The organism is Ignavibacteriota bacterium (assembly GCA_013285405.1).
Taxonomy (GTDB): Bacteria; Bacteroidota; Ignavibacteria; order Ignavibacteriales; family Ignavibacteriaceae; genus IGN2.
On the sequence record CP053446.1, the window covers coordinates 2212009 to 2231673 of the forward strand.

Below are 19665 nucleotides of genomic sequence, written 5' to 3' on the forward strand. Positions count from 1 at the left end.
TGATGTTCGATAAGCTAAAAGAACTGACAAAAGATACTGCCATTTATGGAATCAGCACAATGATTGGCAGGTTCTTAAATTTCATTCTTGTTCCGCTTTATACAAATATTTTTTCTCCGGCAGATTACGGAATCATCCAACTGATTTACGCGTATATGGCAATACTTAATATTGTTTTCATTTACGGTCTTGATTCAGCATATCTCAAATTTGCATCCTTTAAAGATGTCGGAGATGATAAAGATAATTTTTCAACTCCGTATGTTTCAATTTTGATGACTTCTCTTCTGTTTGTTTTTTTAATAATAATGAATATCAGTGCAATCGGAAATTCTCTGGGAATTCCATCTGAATATCAATATCTGATTTATTTTGGTGCTGCAATTTTATTTCTTGATGCGAATGTAGTAATTCCTTTCCTGAAACTTCGGCTGGAAAGAAATGCTAAAATTTTTTCATTATACAGAATTATAAATATTCTCGTAAATATTCTGCTGAATGTTTATTTAATAATAATACTCAAATGGGGAATTAAGGCAATATTATTAAGCAACCTGATTGCATCTGCTGTTTCACTGCTGTTATTGTTACCAACTATCATTAAAAACTTTCGATTCAAATTTCATTCAGTTCTTTTTAAAAGAATGTTGAAATTTGGACTTCCTTTTCTTCCAGCAGGTTTTGCGGTTATGCTTGTTCAGGTTATTGATGTTCCGATTCTCGAAAAATTAACTGACTTACAAACCGTCGGAATTTACAAAGCAAATTACAAGCTTGGAATTTTTATGATGCTTTATGTAAATATGTTTCAGTTTGCCTGGCAGCCCTTCTTTCTTCAGAACGCAAAAGAACCAAATGCGAAAGAAATGTTTTCCAAGGTGTTAACTTACTTTACCCTGGCTGGAAGTGTTATGCTTGTTGTCGTTTCACTTTTTATATCAGATATTGCACAAATCAGAATTGCCGGCTTTTCTATAATTGGTTCTGAATACTGGTCGGGATTGCATATAGTGCCAATAGTGTTATTAGCTTATCTTATCAATGGAATGTATTCAGTATTTTCTGCAGGAATTTATATCGAAGAGAAAAGTATTTATGTTCCTTTTATTACGGGAGCCGGTGCAGTTGTAAACATAATTGTGAATTTTCTATTAATTCCGGTTCTTAGTTTGACAGGAGCCGCACTTGCAACATTTGCAAGTTATTTGGTGATGGCATTGGGTTATTATTTTGTAACGCAAAAATTTTACCAGATAAAATATGAACTGAAAAGGATTGGGCATATTCTGTTTGCAGTACTGATAACGGGAACTCTGTTCTATTATCTTCATTCATCAGGAAATTTATTGTTCGTGTATAAAATTTTAATCCTCATAATATTCTCACTGTATATTTATTTTGTGGCAGTAAATAGAAATGAAATCAATCTGATAAAAAATAAATTTGCAGAGAGCAGAAGAAAGAATAGCTGATGCCGCAGGAAATTGAAATTAAGTTTAAACGATTGAGAAAAGAATTAATCCATATTCCGTTGCCATCGTATGCAACAAGGGGAAGTGCCGGACTTGATATTTATGCAGCATTGGAAAAACCGATGAATATCACTAAAGGCTCAATTGAAATGGTTCCAACAAATATTTCTGTTGAAATTCCTGAAGGATTTGAAATCCAGGTTAGACCGAGAAGCGGACTTGCAGCAAAACACGGAATCGGAATATTAAATTCGCCTGGTACGATTGATTCAGATTATCGTGGAGAAATAAAAATTATAATTATTAACTTGGGTAAAGAAGATTTTGTAATTCAACCTGCGGAAAGAATTGCACAGCTTATTGTGTCGAAAGTTTACACGGCAAAATTTATTGAAACAGATGAACTGAATAATACTTCTCGAGGCAAAGGAGGATTTGGACATACTGGGCGATGAGTAAATAATTTTATCTCATTACATTGCATTTTAATTTTATTTTTCTGAAGTTGAGTTCAGAAATTTTTCTTCTCACTGCAATACAAATTCTAAAAAATTATTAACCAATGGCAGAATTCATTCATCTCCATAATCATAGTCATTACAGTCTTCAGGATGGTGCCTGCACCGTTGATGGATTAATTGCAGCCGCGATTAAATTCAATATGAAATCTGTTGCACTTACAGATCACGGTGTTCTGTACGGTGTGATTGAATTCTATAAAAAAGCAGTAAAAGCAGGCATCAAACCAATTCTTGGAATGGAAGCTTATGTTGTAAATGAAGGTGACAGATTTGAAAGAAAAAGTTCACAATCAAATGGAACCGGAAAACGAAGAAAGAACTACAGCCACTTAATTCTTCTTGCAAAGAACAAAGAAGGATATAAAAATTTAACAAAGCTTTCAACACTCGGACACACGGAAGGATTTTACTACCGACCAAGAATCGATCTTGAACTGCTGAGGAAATATCGTGAAGGATTAGTCTGCACTTCTGCCTGTGCTGGCGGAGTTGTATCAACTCATCTCGTTCACAACGATTATGATAAAGCAAAGCAGGTAGCAAGAACTTACAAAGAAATTTTTGGCGATGATTTCTATCTCGAAATCCAGAATCATAATATGGATGTTGAGAAACCGATACTGGAAAATATGCCGAGGATTGCGAAAGAACTTAATATCAGTTTAGTTGCAACAAATGATTGTCACTACATCGAAAAAGATCACGCTGTTGCGCACAATATACTTTTGCTTCTTGGCGATAAAATGGGTGACGAGATTCATTCAAATCTCAGGTACGGTACCGATCAGATTTATTTTAAATCTGCAGAAGAAATGGTAAAACTTTTCAAGAATCACAAGCAGTCAATTGAAAGCACATTGGAGATTGATTCCAAAATAGATTTGAAACTCGACTTTAATGAATATCACTTTCCGAATTTTCCAATACCAAAAGATTCAAAGGCAAAAAATCTTGATGAATATTTTGAACAGCTTGCCTGGTTGGGATTAGAAAAAAAGAAACTTGAAGTAACAGAAGAAATTGAAGAGCGCTTCAAATACGAAATTGAAACAATTAAAAAAATGGGTTTCTCAGGTTATTTTCTGGTTGTTCAGGATTTTATTAATTCAGCAAAAGAAAAAAATATTCCGGTAGGACCGGGAAGAGGAAGTGCTGCAGGAAGTTTAGTAGCATACGCTTTGGGAATTACGAGTATTAATCCGCTCGATTATAATCTTCTCTTTGAAAGATTTCTGAACCCGGAAAGAAAATCAATGCCTGATATTGATGTTGATTTTGCCGATGATCAGCGTGGAGAAGTAATTGAATACGTTCGGAAAAAATATGGTGATAACAGTGTTAGTCAAATCGTAACATTCAACAGACTTTCCTCAAAAGCCGTTATCAGAGACGTTGCAAGAGTTTTGAAGATACCTATTCCAACTGTCAATAATATCACAAAGCATATTCCTTCAAAATTTGGGAAGGTATATTCAATTGATCAATCACTTGCAGAAGTTCCTGAGTTGAAATGGGTGAAAACTTCAGAAGAACCGCAGATAAAAGAGTTATTTATGCATGCACGTGTTTTAGAGGGAATGAACAGGAATGCATCAAAGCATGCTGCTGGTGTTGTTATTACTCCCGGTGAAGTAAGCGAATATGTTCCGCTTGCAAGTGCTGTCTCTCAGCAGGAAATCGTTACTCAATACAATATGAAAGATATTGAAAACGTTGGTTTGCTGAAGATGGATTTTCTTGGATTGAGGACACTCACAATTATCAGAGACACAATCGATCTTGTTAAGAAAAATTATAATGTTGAAATAAACATTGATGAAATTCCTTCTGAAGATCAGAAAACATATCAGCTTTTTACAAAGGGACAGACGACAGGCATATTTCAGTTTGAATCTCCGCCAATGCGTGAATATCTGAAAAAACTGCAGCCATCAAGTCTGAGTGATCTTGCCGCGATGAATGCTCTATATCGTCCCGGACCGATGGAGTTTATTGATGACTTCATTGAAAGAAAATTCGGAAGAAAAAAAGTTGAATATCTGCATCCGGTTCTGGAAGATATTCTGAAAGAAACTTATGGCGTAATTGTTTATCAGGAACAGGTAATTCAGATTGCAAACAAAGTTGGCGGGATAAGTCTTGCTGAAGCAGATATTCTCAGAAGAGCAATGGGTAAAAAAGATCTCATTGCAATGCAAGAACAGAAAGCAAAATTCATAAAAGGTGCGGTTGAAAACGGAATCAATAAAAAAGTTGCTGAAGAAATATTTAATGCGATAGATAAATTTGCGAATTATGGTTTTAATAAAAGCCATGCTGTTGCATACAGCTATATTGCGTATCAAACTGCATTTCTAAAGGCTCACTATACTGCAGAGTTTCTCGCAGCAAACCTGACAAATGAATTTGAGAATACAGATAAAGTAACAAAGTTTCTTGAGGATTGCAGGAAATTAAAAATTGAAATTCTTCCACCGGATATTAATAACCCCTCGGTGAATTTTGATGTTGTTGGCGGGAAAATATTATTCGGACTTTCCGCAATAAAGAATGTTGGTAAAAACGCAGTTGAAGAAATAATTAAATCGAGAAAGAAAATAGGAAGAAACTTTGCGAGCTTATTTGATTTTTGCTTAAACGTCGATACAAGAATCGTCAACAAAAGATCACTTGAAGGATTAATTACAGCCGGGGCTTTTGATTCTGTTCATAAAAACCGGTCATCTCTGTTTGAATCGGTTGAAACTGCACTTGAACATTCTCACAAAGTACAAAATTCAAAACTTGCTTCCGGTGATAGTCTTTTTGGTGGTACGGACGACATAATAATTCCCGAACCTTCATTAAAAAAAGCCGAACCATGGTCAGAAAAAGAAATGCTGGCTAAAGAAAGAGAAGTTGTAGGATTTTATGTAACCGGTCATCCACTTCGTAAATATGAAATTGAATATAAATCATTTGCCAACTTTCACATTGGGGAAGTTGAGGAGAATGAAGAAATTGAAAATGTGAGAGCCTGCGGAATTATTACTGACGTTAGAACAAAAATTGACAAATCAAATAAACAAATGGCTTTCTTTACAATTGATGATTTCACTGGCTCATGCGAATGCCTGATGTTTTCAAAAGTTTATGCTGAGTACGGGAAGTATGTTCAAAAAGAAGAAGCTGTTTTTGTTGTCGGTAATCTTGAAAGCAGCGGCGATACAGTTAAAATGCACATCAACAAATTATTACCAATCGATGTTGCAAGGAATGAATTAGCAGGAAGTATCAGAATTAATATTAATAAAGATAAAACCCCACCCGAATCCCTGCCTGAACTTCGAAGGATAATGGAAAAATATCCGGGAAAAATTCCTGTGTATCTTCAGCTGTTTTCAAATGGAAGCAAAAGTTCTGCATACGGACTTAAGAACCACAGAGTTGAATTATCAAATGAATTCTTTGGTGAGCTAAATAAATTGTTCGGAGAAGATTCAATTTTCTTAAACACAAAATAAAAAGTAATATCAAAACTTTTGAAATTATAATTTATTTGTGTGACTTTAACCTATTTTGTATTATTACACCCACTAATAAATCAATATTTCATCGTCTATGGATAAAGAAGCAAACAAAAAATTCTGGGCGCTTATTTTAGGTGCATCCTCTGGATTTGGCGGCGCTACTGCAATGAAACTTGCTGAGGATGGATATAATATTATTGGCATTCATCTCGATCGACAAGCTACAATGCCGAATGTCGAAAAGATCATTAGTCATATCAAATCTAATGAAAGAGAAGCACGGTTTTATAATGTAAATGCAGCAGATCAGTTTAAACGAACAGAAATAATTTCTGAATTAAAATCGCAGCTTGGCGGTGAAGGCGCAATAAAAATTATTATGCATTCATTAGCATTCGGTACTTTGAAAAGTTTCGTCCCGCGAAATGATGAGCAGCCAATAACACACTCCCAGATGGAAATGACACTCGATGTAATGGCACATTCTCTGGTTTATTGGGTGCAGGAAGTCTATATGGCAAATCTTCTGGCAAAAAAAGGAAGAATTTTTGCGATGACAAGTTCAGGAAGTCACACCGCGATTCCTTATTATGGTGCTGTCTCTGCTGCTAAAGCCGCTTTAGAGTCACACGTACGACAGCTTGCAATCGAACTTGGGCATATGGAAACAGGTGTGACAGCAATAATGGCAGGTGTAACCGATACTCCGGCATTACGAAAAATTCCTGGAAATGATGCAATGATTAAAGTTGCTGAAGTTAAAAATCCCAGAGGAAGATTAACGACTCCAGAAGATGTAGCAAAAGTTATTTCGCTGTTAAGCAGAGACGGAGGCGAATGGATAAGCGGTGGAATGATAAATGCCGATGGTGGTGAAGATATTGTCAGTTACACAGGGAAAACCATCAATTAATTTTTTTATAAAAGGATTTAAGAATGAAACCAGTTGAAATCACAGATGAAAATTTTGAAACAGAAGTAATCAAATCAGATAAACCAGTTCTAATCGATTTTTGGGCTGTATGGTGCGGACCATGTAAACTTATTGCACCAATCGTTGAAGAATTAGCTGCAGAATACGATGGCAAAGTTAAAATTGGTAAGCTTGATGTTGATTCAAATCAGCAAACCTCAATAAAATTTGGTGTACGTAGTATCCCAACACTTCTTCTTTTTAAAAATGGAAATTTAAAAGACACAATTATTGGTGCAGTTCCAAAGAGCAAGATAGTTGAAAAATTAAACGCTGCGCTTTAAGCTGTTAATAAACTTTAAATATGTTTAGATGAAAAAAATCCTTATCAGCGATTCCGTTGATGATAAATGTATTTCAATTTTGAAATCAGCCGGTTTTGAAGTTGATTATAAAACTGATTTATCTAAAGAAGAATTAGCAAATACAATATCAGATTACAATGCACTGATTGTGCGGAGCTCAACTCAGGTAAAACCAGATTTAATTGAGCAGATGCAGAATATGGAATTAATCGGAAGAGCTGGTGCCGGTGTTGACAATATTGATGTTAAAGCTGCAACCAGAAAAGGTATTCTGGTTATGAATACTCCCGGTGGAAATACGATCTCAGCAGCAGAACATACTATTGCTTTGATGCTTGCTGCTGCAAGAAAAATTCCGCAGGCAAATATTTCTCTTCAGTTAAAAAAATGGGACAGGAAAAGATTTCAGGGAACAGAGCTGTTTGGAAAAACACTTGGCTTAATTGGTTTAGGTAAGATAGGAAAAGAGGTGGCGATAAGGTCAAAAGCATTTGGGATGAAAGTAATTTCATACGATCCATTAGTAACATCTGAATCGATTATTGATTTCGATATTCAACTTGTATCACTGGATAAAATCTGGAGTAATGCTGATTTTATTTCTGTTCATACTCCTCTGAACGAAAAAACAAAAAATCTGATTTCGTATGAACAGATTTCAAAATGCAAAACAGGAGTTATCCTGATAAATTGCGCTCGTGGCGGTATTATAAACGAAAGTGATCTTTTAAAAGCATTGAAGGAAGGTAAAGTATCAGCAGCAGGTTTGGATGTTTTTGAAAGTGAACCACCTGATTTCAGTACCGGATTACTCCAGCATCCATCTGTCGTTTCAACGCCACATCTTGGTGCATCTACTGAAGAAGCGCAACAAAAAGTTGCAGTTCAAATTGCAGAACAGGTAATTGATTATTTCAAAAACGGTTCTTCACTTGGATCTGTTAACGCATCGGGATTGAAAGAAATAACAAATGAAAATCTTAAAGCATTCATCAAACTGTCTGAAAAAATGGGAAAGCTTCTCTCACAAATCAGGAATGATTCTCTGGTAAGACTATCAATCGATTTTTATGGAGATATTTTTAACAGCAATGAAAAAATTATTTCGAATGCTTTTTTAAAAGGATTCCTCAGCGAACAATTAGATACGAATGTTAATTTTATTAATGCACCTGTATTAGCTGATGATCTTGGAATTGTACTTGAAGAAACGATTTCGACTGAACAGCACGATTATTTAAATCTTATCGAGATAAAAATGATAACAACCACTACGGAGTGGAAAATTTCAGGAACTGTATTCGGTAACGATGGACTCAGAATAGTGGAGTTCAATAATTATCCTGTAGAATTCAAACCAGATGGAAGCATTTTAATTTACCGGAATTTGGATAAACCTGGAATGCTTTCATCTGTTAGCAGTAAACTGGCAGCATCAAATATTAACATTGCAGGCTTATCACTCGGAAGAAATACAGAAGGTGACTACGCTTTGACTATTATAAATATTGACAGTCCGTTAAGCGAAGAAATTAAAAATACAATTTCAGAGATAGAAGGCATCAAAGATATATTTTCGGTACTCATTTAGTTTCATCGGATAAATCAATCTCTTGACATTTTTAGTAAAAAAGCTTATTTCGGAAAGAGTAAATAAATTGTGTTTCAATGCTTGACTGTAATAATTGACGGTATTATTTTGCACAGGTAATAAAAATTAACATTTTTTATCTTTTTATTATCGGTTCATAATAAAAAAGAATAACAACTTTAAATAACATTATTCGTACAACAACTTAGAAGGAGTAAACTATGGTCAGAAAAATGACTATCTCAATCTTCGTTTTAGCATTAGTATTTTCAACTGCTTTTGCTCAAAACAAAAATATTGTAAAAGAAAGATGGATTAAGCCCTCTGATCAAAGCCAGGTTGGCTTTTCACAGAATGGTTACAATTCCCCTGCATTAACTCCAGGTCAGGAATTATTCCAAACTGACTACGATTACATGACAAACAATTCGGTTGGTCCTATGATTGCTCTCGTTGACCTTGATGGCGACGGTGCTCTGGACCCAATAATGACGGCTATGGCCAGACAAAATGCTGGAACAAGACAAGTGCGTTTTTCATACATTGCTTTTGGTGCACCAGCGGATAATTTTTCAGCCTTTGATGAAACAGCCGGAACAAGCGGTAGTGCAGCTTACGGTTGGGGAACTGTGCAGGTTTGTAATGGTGGTACATTTGATGGAAATGCTTTGATGTTTGCTCATAGTAATAGCAGTTCATGGCATTCTGTAATTGATTTAACAAATCTTGCACCAGTTACACCATACCCAACAACATCAATTGCAGGTAACTTTCCGATGTTTGTTTATTTGACTGATGGAACCATTTTAGTCAATAATACTAACTTTGTGTATTTTTCTTCGTCGGATTATGGTGTCACCTTCGACTCACTGTTCCGTGTTGGTGATGGAGATTCTGGATTCCTGTTTTCCACTACAAATACTCCTTCAGAACTTCCAATATTTAAATCAGATGATGGAACATATATATCTTCAGTTGGTGGTTTTGATGCTGTTTTCACATCAGGTAATCCTGATGGAATATATTTGTACCGTTCTACTGATAGTGGAGCTTCCTGGAGCGGTTTACAGGCTGGTAAAGGTTCCGGAGCAAATCCAGAATATGGTCAGGTTATCAATAGAACCTACGCTGCATATTTCACAAACTTTGCACAAGTCAATGCAAATGTCAGTAATGATGGTGTAACTCATATCGTATTAAATGGATACGGCGAAGGTGTTCTGCAGGGTGCTACAGACACAACCAACGTATTCCCAATTCTATATTGGAACAGCAATCATCAGGATTGGATTTCAGTTTCTAACCCTCTTACAGATGCTCCAACAGATGGATTTGGAAATCAGGTTACAGGTGGTACAACAACCAGACTTTATTCTGGAAATGGCATCGGTCAGGCTTATCCAAACGTATCTACATCTGATGACGGTCGAGTAGTTTTTGTAGTATGGCAAGGATTTGAATATACCGGTGCAATTGGCAGCAGTGCTTGGAACGTTTATCCTGGTGATGGCAGCCCGGATACCGGTCCTATCTATTTCACAGATTTATATTATGCAGTTTCAACCGATTATGGTCAAACATTTTCAGATGCTGCAATACTTAAAGGTGATGCAAGTGTAATGGAACAGTTTCCATATTTAGCCAGAAGAATTGAATTTAATGGTGATATGGCAAAAGTTCACTATATGTATATGGAAGATGCCATCCCCGGTGGTGGTATATTTATCGGTCAGGTAGCAGGTCAAAATAGTTTATCAAATAATACAAGATGGTTATATGATTCTTTCGAATTCCAGGTTCTTAGCAATGACGATGAAATTTTAGCAAATAATTTCACATTAGAGCAGAACTATCCGAATCCGTTCAATCCAAGCACAAAAATAACTTACTCACTTGCAGAAAGAAGTGATGTCTCATTAAAAGTTTATGACGTTCTTGGTAAAGAAGTTGCCAGCTTGGTAAATAACACAACACAAGAAGCCGGAAAATATGATGTTACATTTGATGCTGGAAAACTTGCATCCGGTCTTTATATTTATACACTAAATGCAGGTAACTTCACTTCATCCAAAAAGATGATGTTGCTCAAGTAATTTGCGTGTGAAGGTTATATGACACGGGTGGGTTTTCCAATTTAACGATTGGTAAATTCGCCCGTTTTTTTTAACGTACTTTTGTTCTTTTAATTCTTAAATAGAGATTAACTCAGAAGATTATTTCAAACATTTCGTGGAGAAGAGATGAAAAAATTATCTACAAATCTTCTGGCAACTTTAGTCTTTCTGCTCTTATCAGCCTCAATGTTTGCTCAAACGGGAGTTGGCAAAATGAGTGGTAAGGTTTTAGACGCAGATACTAAAGAACCTTTGATTGGTGCCAATATAATATTATTGAACACTAATCTTGGTGCTGCCACAGACATCGATGGAAATTATTTTATATTAAATATTACTCCCGGAACCTACGAGGTCAAAGTCAGCTACGTAGGTTATGCACCCAAAACAATTCAGGAAGTAAGAATTGTTGCAAACATTACATATGAATTGGATGTTGAACTGTCAACTGACTTTACTTTGCCAGACATTGTTGTTGTTGATAAAAAATTCTTTGAGGCAAAGTCCACTAATACGGTTAAAGTAATTGATTCAGAACAGATTTCCAGATTACCTGTTCGTGGTGTTCAAGGCTTAGCTTCTCTGCAGTCTGGTGTCGTAACTCAGGAAGGAAGCGGTGGACAGGATGGTAACGCAAGTATAAACGTACGAGGCGGAAGAGGGAGTGAAGTACTTTATATAGTTGATGGTGTTCCTCAGAATAACTTATACAACAGAGGAACAGTTGCCCAGGTCAGTAACGTTGCTATAGACCAGATTTCATTTCAGGTTGGCGGCTACGAAGCTAAATACGGACAAGCGCAGTCAGGTATTGTGAACGTAACAACTAAATCCGGTCAACCGGATTATGACTTGTTTGTCGATGTTCAATCCTCTGACTTATTAAACACAGATGATTTTGGATCCAACTTATATTCAGGTTCTTTAAGCGGTCCTATCATACCAGGTATTCCTGAACATACGATTTTCTTGTCGGGTGAAAGAGGATGGTACCAAGATGCAGATCCTCCTGCTGTTCCGATGGAACTCTGGACTGCTGCAGACGGCTCTGTAATGAATGAACCATTAATAATGGAAACGATTCCCAATAACCCTGCCAGTGTTTGGAGATTCAGTGGTAAGTTAAACTCTCGTTTTGGCGATTGGAATGTTCAATTAAGTGCTTTGCTTAATGACAGAATTTACAAAAACTCCAAGGGTACTGGTCCAATGAGGCAATACAAAAACTCTTCTCAGTTTATTGAAGAAATTGAAGAAGAGAATGCTTCTTACAGTATGAGAATTTCTCAAACAGTAAGCAGTACTACTTTCTGGAATTTAAATTTGGGTTACAGACAATTTGAATTGCAGCGTTACAACCCCTTCTTAAAAGGTGTTGAAAATCAGATACTTTATGGTGATAGCTTGTGGTGGGCTAATGAATCTGGAATGAATGTTACTCTTCTTGGAAATGGAAGAAGAACAAGAACTGAAGACATCAATGGAGTTTTCAGACCTTATGGTTATTCTACCGGCTTATTCCAGCAAAGAGAGGATGACAGAATTGGTGCAGATTTCGATCTTACTTCTCAGCTAGATAATCATCTGCTTGAATTTGGATTTGGAATTGAGCAGCATACAGTCAGAGGTTACGGAAACTTTGCTTATGTAGTTGCAGGATTGGATCCTAGTCAGCCTGACTATATAAGATTCGCTCAGAATCAACCATTCGTCTTTGGTTATGATGTTACAGGGATTGAGAAAACAGGCTCGGATTATCCTTCCTCTTTAGATTGGTTTGCTGACCCCAGCATTCAGTCACATCCAACAATGGCTGAGTTTTTAAAACCAAGACAACCAATACTCGGCTATCTGTATTTGCAGGATCGATTCGAGTTACAGGATTTAGTATTAAATCTTGGTGTTAGAATGGACTATTTTGACATCAAATCTCATGAACTCATTGATCCAGAATTACCTTATGCTGGTGGAGTAGATCCTAATAAATTTGATATTGGGGACTTTAGAATTAAAGACGTAGAAGTTAAATTCTCTCCAAGAATAGGTATAGGATTTCCAGTAACTGAAGCTACAGTATTTCATGCTCAATACGGAACATTCTTCCAGACACCAGAGCTTAATGATATGTATGCTGGTCCGTTTGATTACAACCAGTACATCACAATGTCACCACAGAATGGATTTAATGGAGGCTTGATTAGCGAGGAAACCACTCAGTATGAAGTTGGTTTTAGACAGTTGCTTGGTCTTAATTCTGCATTAAACCTGACTGCCTTCTACAAGAATACAAAATCTCTTGTAAATGTTGAGATGAGTCAGTACCGACGCACAGAAGGTGGTGAAGTTATTAATGCCATTGGACCGCAGAATGCTGATTTTGGAACTATCAAAGGATTCGCATTTTCATTTGATGTTACACGGCTAAGTTACTTCAGTGTGTCACTACAGTATACACTCTCCTTTGCTGATGGAACAGGTTCCTCAACTAGTTCGAGTCAAACAGCAGTATTCAGAAACCTTGACAACCTGCCTCCAAAGGTTATTGCACCATTATCATTTGATCAAAGACATACTGCAATAGCAATATTGGATTTCTTTGTGCCCGAAGGTGAAGCAGGGATGTGGGAACTCCTTAATGTAAATACCATTTTCTCATACAATAGCGGCAGACCATATACTCCGGTTGATCAATGGGATATTTTAGGAGATAATGGACTAGTAGCTGATAATACAGGTTATATAAATTCAGCCTACGCTCCGGGCAGTTTCAGAATTGATTTGAAAATTGAAAAAGGTTTCCCGATTGGAAACTTATACATTACACCTTATGTATGGATTGAAAATCTTCTTGACGCAGATAATATTGTCAACGTATGGAGATCAACAGGAGATCCCTATACAACTGGCTGGTTAAGTGACCCGGATGCTCAGGGTACCATTCAACAGCAAGGTGAAGGTTATGTTAAAGATTATGAATTCTTAGAAAGAGATCCGAGTAATTTTGGAATACCAAGACTTATTAAACTCGGTCTCAAGTTAAATTTTGGTAGAATAACTTTCTAACAAAAATTTGATTTAATTACAAACAGGATAATTAAAATGAAAATATATATTAAATACAGTTATAAATTGCTGCTGCTGATAACAACCGCAGCATTTATCACATTTGGTTTTTTAGGAGATGATATAAACGGTGTTAAATCTCCCAGACCAATTTATAAAATTAACAATGAACAAGCCTCAGGTAAAAATGGAGATGCCTACGCATTGAATGTTAACAATGTTTATATGCCCTTGAACCGAAAGGGTATAATCGCAGACGTAAACGTACCACCCATCGGCTCACTTGGACGTTTCGCTGGCTCAGGATTCCTCTTTTCCGGCGGCTTCTTCTTAAGCGGTTATAAGAATGGTGTTCTTTGGGCTAACGCCGCAGCTTCTGCCAGTCTTGTAGAAGATTATATACAAGGTGTTGTTGATGGTGAGAATGATCCAAATGCAGTCGTCTATGTAATAAACTCTCAGGATGAACCATTCGGTCAGAGTTGGCAAGATTGGATTGACGCGGTTAATCTCGGTGCCGATTTCGTTGATGGCGATGGTAATGGAGTTTATAACCCGACTGATAATAATAATAACGGTTTATACGATCCTGAATCTCAGCCTGGAGCTGGTGATGGTGAAGATATGCCTGATTTAATTGGTGATGAGCTTGCATGGTGTGTTTATCATGACGGTTTACCAGTTGCTCAACGAAGATGGAATACAACTATCGAAGTTGGACTTGAAGTAAGACAATCTGTTTTCGCTTTTGCTTCAGCCGGTGCTATTGGAAATATCATCTTTGTCAGATACAGGATGAAATATGTTGGATTAACTCCGGGCGACCCCGAACAACTTACAGATGTCTATTTCGGTGCCTGGGCTGATCCAGATCTTGGTGATGCGACTGATGATGTTGTGGGTGTAGATGTTCCAAGAAACGCAGGATACACTTATGGTAACAAATCTGATACTGAATATGGAAATCAGGTCCCTGCTTTCTTCATTGATTTTTTCTCAGGTCCGCGTGTCCCTGGAACTTCGACTGATACCGCATTTTCCATTCAAGGTCAGTTAAAGGGGAAAAAAATATATCCTGGATTTAAAAACCTCCCAATATCTTCATTCGTCGTTTACTTCAATGGAGTTGCAGCATTAGGCGATCCAAATGATATAAATGAAGCACGTAGTTATGCACTTGGTTTTGATAGATTTGGTGTTCCAGTAGATCCTTGTAACTTCGCTTATGGAGAAGTTAGAGGCGGAGTAGATTGTGCAACTGTCGATCCTAGATTCTGGTATTCGGGTGATCCGGTTACTGATGTGGGATGGATTTGTAATCAAAATCGAGATGTTCGTCAAATGACAAATACTGGTCCTTTTGTTCTTGACAAAAATCAAGAAAATGAAATTGTTATCGCTTATGTTGTAGGAAGAGGTGCGCAGCCATTGGATGGCATTACAACGACCCGTGCAATAGATGATGGAGCTCAGAATATATTTGATCTGAACTTTTTGGCTCCAACACCACCACCGGCTCCCCAAGTTAATCTGACTTCGAGCGATGATTTTATAGATATTACGTGGTCCACAAGCAAACAGGTTAATTATTTAAGTCAAACACCTACTTGGGATTTAAAATTTGAAGGTTATCAGGTTTGGGCTTTCAAAACTAATATTGCTGAAGATGAAGTATCCGGGCAGGATAATTCTGTATTATTAGCAAGATATGATTTGAATGACTTCATTCAAAATGTATATAAAGAAAATGCTGAAACTGGTGGAATAGAATTATTATATGAAGTCTCTCCTTCAGGTAATCAATTGAATTATTCAATATATGCTGACCCTAATACTGGCAGAATTAGGCTCAGAGTATTCAACGATCCATTTGAACCTAATATAAAAATTTATAAAGGAAGACCTTATTACTTTGCTGTAACCAGTTATGCTCTTAACTATGATGCATTGGTTTACAAAGATAATGATACTCTGGCAGTTGGTACAGTTGGAGATTATTATTTGGATGCTTTTGCTTTCGCTCAGGAAGCTGAGAATGTTAGATCAATCGTTTCTATAGTTGCTGGCGAAAATAATTATACACCGCCCCAGCTTGTTTTGGAAAGCAGTAAATTGTCTGGATTCAGCGATGGTAAGGTTCAGGTTGATCCTATTAACAATGAAGCCCTAACTGGTGATACGTATGAAGTAACGTTCACAAAAGACAATTCTTCAACTCTTTATAAGATGTTCTGGAATCTTGAGAATGTATCAACTTCAACTATGCTTCTGGATTCTATGAATCAATTTTTATATGGCAGTACGCAAATCAGCTATCCAAGTACCGATGGCTTTATTACAAAAGTATCAGATGCAACCCCAACACTTGGTACCCTTGAATATCAGACTTCAAACCTTTGGTACGACACTGCCGGAACAAAACGTTACTATTTAAACGTTGATGTTAAGAATGGTGGACCTATGGGTGATGCTCTTGGAGGTAATTCTCTTGCGAAAGATACAACCAAGATTACAACAGCTGATAAAATGCGTAGAGTTGAAATCAGGTTCGGTGATAACGGTAAGGCATATAGATACTTGCATGGCTATGTTGGAGCAAATCCTCCGGCAAGAAATTCTTCGTATGTCTATGCCGAAGGGGTTACAACTGCGAATCCGGATGTTGTCGTTGACTTGAGTGATATTGGTAAGCTTGGTGAAGGATTTGTAGATGTGCCATTTACAGCTTGGATGGTAGATACAAGATATAACATCGAAAAACAACTTGCGGTTGGATTTCTTGAACGCAAATCTGGCTCACCAAATAATGGTACTCCAGATGGCATCTGGGACCCAGGCACAAACGTTACTATCTCCGGAGAATTTATTTTTATCTTTGATGCAGACTATGATCCAACTGGAAATCAACAGGTATATAAAGGTAATTACCCTGCAAATCAGACTGTATGGGCAAAATTACGTGGTTACAATATCCCAACAGATGCTTCTGCAACCGAAGATGAAAGGACGATAGCCAAATCACCTTACTTCAATGTAATGTATGTTCTTGGTGTACAAAAAAGGGATAATGCGATATTCTATCAACCGGGTGATAAGTTAGTTATCCCGGTAGGTACTTATCCATATACGATAAATGATGTATTCCAATTCTCAACAAAAAAATCTGGTGCTTTAACAACAGATGAAGAAAAGAACTTGTGGGAGAAGGTAAATGTGTTCCCTAATCCTCTATATGGATACAACACTTTATCAAATTACTATTCCAATACGCCTGATGAACCTTTTGTGACTTTTACGAACTTACCTGAAGAAGTCACAGTAAAGATTTATTCTTTATCAGGTTCACTTTTGAGAACAATAGGTACTGAAGATAAAGATTCACCAACTTCGCCGTTCTTACGATGGAATTTGCAGAATGAATCCGGATTACGAGTGGCTTCAGGCATGTATCTTGCAATTGTATCATCACCAAAATATGGTGATAAAGTATTGAAGTTTGCTATAATTATGCCTCAGAAACAAATACAAAGGTTCTAACAAAATTAAGATTGGCAGGTATAAAATTGTTGCCTGCCAGCTATTTTTAGTTAAAATAGTGGAGTTTAAAAAATGAAAAAAATAATACTTATACTAATCTTAATTGCAACTTCAATCTATGCAGGTGACGTTGCAAGAAAAGGTACAACGGGTGCTGAGCAATTATTGATACCCGTAGGTGCTCGTGGAATAGCTACAGGAGGTGCATTCCTGGCTAATATTACAGGGTTAGAATCTATTTATTACAACCCTGCAGGTTTGGATATCAATCCGCAAACAGAAGCAATGTTCAGTTATGTTAGCTATCTTGCTGACATAAATATTTCCTACTTTGCAATTGGTACCAGCCTCGGCGATATCGGATCTATTGGATTTGATTTAAAGACTTTAGACTTTGGTGATATCCCGATAACTAGTGAAAACTTTCCTGATGGAACGGGTGAAACTTACTCACCATCGTTTATAACTTTGGGATTCACTTACTCAAAATTATTAACAGATAGAATATCAATTGGAACAAATCTGAAACTCATCTCTGAGAATATTCAAAACACGAATGCAACAGGTTTTGCAATTGATGCAGGTGTGCAATATCGTTTCTCTGAAGCTTTGATGATTGGTGCGGCTGTTAAAAATATTGGTAGTGATATGAGTTACTCTGGTCAGGAACTTTCTTCCAGAACGGTCATACCGGGGACTATACCCGGAGCTTCTACAGGAAGTTATGAAATCATAACCGAATCTTTCCAGATTCCCAGCTTCTTCCAGCTTAGCTTAACTTATGCATTTCAGTTTAACGAACAGAATAATCTGTCAGTTGGTGGTGCATATACAGCTAACAACAACTTCGAGGATATCGGTAATCTCGGACTTGAATACAGTTTTATGAATAACTTCTTCCTGAGAGGCGGATATAATTTCTTGTTTGAAAATGCTGATGAATACATCTATGGTCTTACTTTTGGTGCCGGTTTGGATTATAAAATCGGTGGTGAAGTCGGATTTGTATTTGATTATGCATTCAGAGATGTGAAAGAATTCCCAGCCGCAAATCATGTATTTACGATAAAACTTAGTTTTCAATAGTAATTTGATTGCCTTGATTAAAGCGTCTGTTGATTTTTCAACGGGCGCTTTTTTATTTTGTTAATAACAATTAGAAAAATTGAAATGAACAGGTTACTTCTTCCAATATTCGTACTGACATTTGTAGTAAATCTTTATTCCCAGAATATCAATTTTGAGTTTGATTACGCTCAGTTTGGTTATGATTCACTATCAAATTATGTCGAATTTTATTATTCATTTAATCAGGTTGGATTGACTGTCACAAATACAGATACTGGTAATTATGTAAATGGACTTTTAGATATTGAAATAGCTGACTCGACAACGGGAAATGTAATTGTAAGCCGACGCTGGATGGTATCAAATGAAATCACTGATTCAACAAGTTATAATAAGAGCCTTATTGGTCTGGTTGGTTTTATAATTGATCGTGGCTCATACATAGTAAATGTAATTGGGAGTGATTTTAACAATAGCTTAAATAAAAAAAATTTTTCAGAAAATATTATTGTAAAGCCTTTTCTTAATAATGAAACATCATTAAGTGACGTTCAGCTTGCTTCCAATATTGTTCCTAATTCACAAAATACATCTTCAATATTTTACAAGAATACTTATGAGGTAATGCCATTGCCAGCCAGCGTTGGAGGGGAAATGCAGCCAGTTGTATTTTATTATCTCGAGCTATATAATCTGCAGTCCGAGGCAGCCGGAACAGAATTAAGGCTGGATGAGATAATTTTAAATAGTAAAGGTCAACTTGTAAACTTCAAATCGAAAAAAATAAATAAGTTAGTAGATACAAGAGTTGAGGTTGGATTAGTTAAAGCTCATAAACTTCCGACTGATACTTATACACTTCGGCTCAATTTAATTGATAGTGTTGCTAATTACGGCGTATCATCAACAAAAAGATTTTTTGTTTACAATCCATCTGTTGTAGCAATGGATTCACTTTCACTCACGGTTTCGCCAGTGCTTAGCACTACATTTGGAGCTATGTCAGAAGAAGAAATTGATGATCTTTTTAATAAGTCTAAGTACGTTGCCACAAATCCGGAAATTGACAAATATAAAGCACTGTCAACGGAGGAAGCTAAAAGAGAATTCATTTACAATTTCTGGAAATCCCGTGACGAGAATCCTTCTGATGATAGAAACGAAAGTTATCTCAACTATACAAAAAGAGTAAGCGAAAGTGATAATAAATTTAGTGCAATGGGTAAGCCAGGATGGAAAACGGATAGAGGAAGAGTGTTTATCATTTATGGCGAGCCTTCAGAAATAGAACGACACCCAAATGAAACCGGAACCCGACCTTATGAAATCTGGAAATATGAAAACCTTGAAGGCGGAGTTTATTTTGTATTTGGCGATCTTACCGGGTTTAATGATTATCAACTGATTCATTCCACAAAAAGGGGTGAATTACGCGATGATTACTGGCAGCGACGGATTGCAGTTCAATAGTTGCTGATCCTGTATTCATTAGAATATATGTTCTATTAATCC

The 19665-nt window shown here is 36.6% G+C and carries 11 protein-coding genes; all 11 read left to right on the forward strand.

Features of this window, described 5'->3' with window-relative positions; genetic code table 11:
- The first annotated feature begins 2 nt into the window (after positions 1–2).
- The 11 genes from HND39_09580 (at position 3) to HND39_09630 (ending at position 19623) form a co-directional block, all read left to right on the forward strand.
- Complete coding sequence (locus HND39_09580; GenBank protein QKJ96514.1) at positions 3–1472, forward strand: oligosaccharide flippase family protein; 1470 nt, start codon at positions 3–5, stop codon at positions 1470–1472.
- Positions 1472–1927 carry a dUTP diphosphatase gene (gene dut, locus HND39_09585; GenBank protein ID QKJ96515.1) on the forward strand — a complete coding sequence of 152 codons (456 nt, stop codon included), beginning with the start codon at positions 1472–1474 and terminating at the stop codon, positions 1925–1927. Before HND39_09580 ends, dut begins: the two co-directional genes overlap by 1 nt.
- Before the next feature lie 107 nt (positions 1928–2034).
- A complete protein-coding gene (gene dnaE, locus HND39_09590; protein ID QKJ96516.1) occupies positions 2035–5496 on the forward strand; it encodes a DNA polymerase III subunit alpha in 3462 nt (1153 codons plus the stop codon).
- Between the two features lie 97 nt (positions 5497–5593).
- Entirely contained in the window at positions 5594–6415 is an 822-nt protein-coding gene (locus HND39_09595) for an SDR family oxidoreductase (protein QKJ96517.1), read from the forward strand.
- Positions 6416–6438: 23 nt separating this feature from the next.
- The gene (gene trxA / locus HND39_09600) at positions 6439–6759 is read left to right on the forward strand and encodes a thioredoxin (GenBank protein ID QKJ96518.1); all 321 of its coding nucleotides are present in this window, start codon (positions 6439–6441) and stop codon (positions 6757–6759) included.
- A 28-nt stretch (positions 6760–6787) separates the two neighbouring features.
- Complete coding sequence (locus HND39_09605) at positions 6788–8371, forward strand: phosphoglycerate dehydrogenase (GenBank protein QKJ96519.1); 1584 nt, start codon at positions 6788–6790, stop codon at positions 8369–8371.
- A gap of 233 nt (positions 8372–8604) precedes the next feature.
- Positions 8605–10464, forward strand: coding sequence for a T9SS type A sorting domain-containing protein (locus tag HND39_09610; protein QKJ97952.1), 1860 nt, complete (start codon positions 8605–8607; stop codon positions 10462–10464).
- A 147-nt stretch (positions 10465–10611) separates the two neighbouring features.
- The gene (locus HND39_09615; GenBank protein ID QKJ96520.1) at positions 10612–13548 is read left to right on the forward strand and encodes a TonB-dependent receptor; all 2937 of its coding nucleotides are present in this window, start codon (positions 10612–10614) and stop codon (positions 13546–13548) included.
- Between the two features lie 36 nt (positions 13549–13584).
- Complete coding sequence (locus HND39_09620) at positions 13585–17085, forward strand: hypothetical protein (GenBank protein QKJ96521.1); 3501 nt, start codon at positions 13585–13587, stop codon at positions 17083–17085.
- Between the two features lie 72 nt (positions 17086–17157).
- Positions 17158–18171, forward strand: coding sequence for a PorV/PorQ family protein (locus HND39_09625; GenBank protein QKJ96522.1), 1014 nt, complete (start codon positions 17158–17160; stop codon positions 18169–18171).
- Positions 18172–18255: 84 nt separating this feature from the next.
- Positions 18256–19623, forward strand: coding sequence for a GWxTD domain-containing protein (locus HND39_09630; GenBank protein ID QKJ96523.1), 1368 nt, complete (start codon positions 18256–18258; stop codon positions 19621–19623).
- Positions 19624–19665 lie beyond the last annotated feature (42 nt).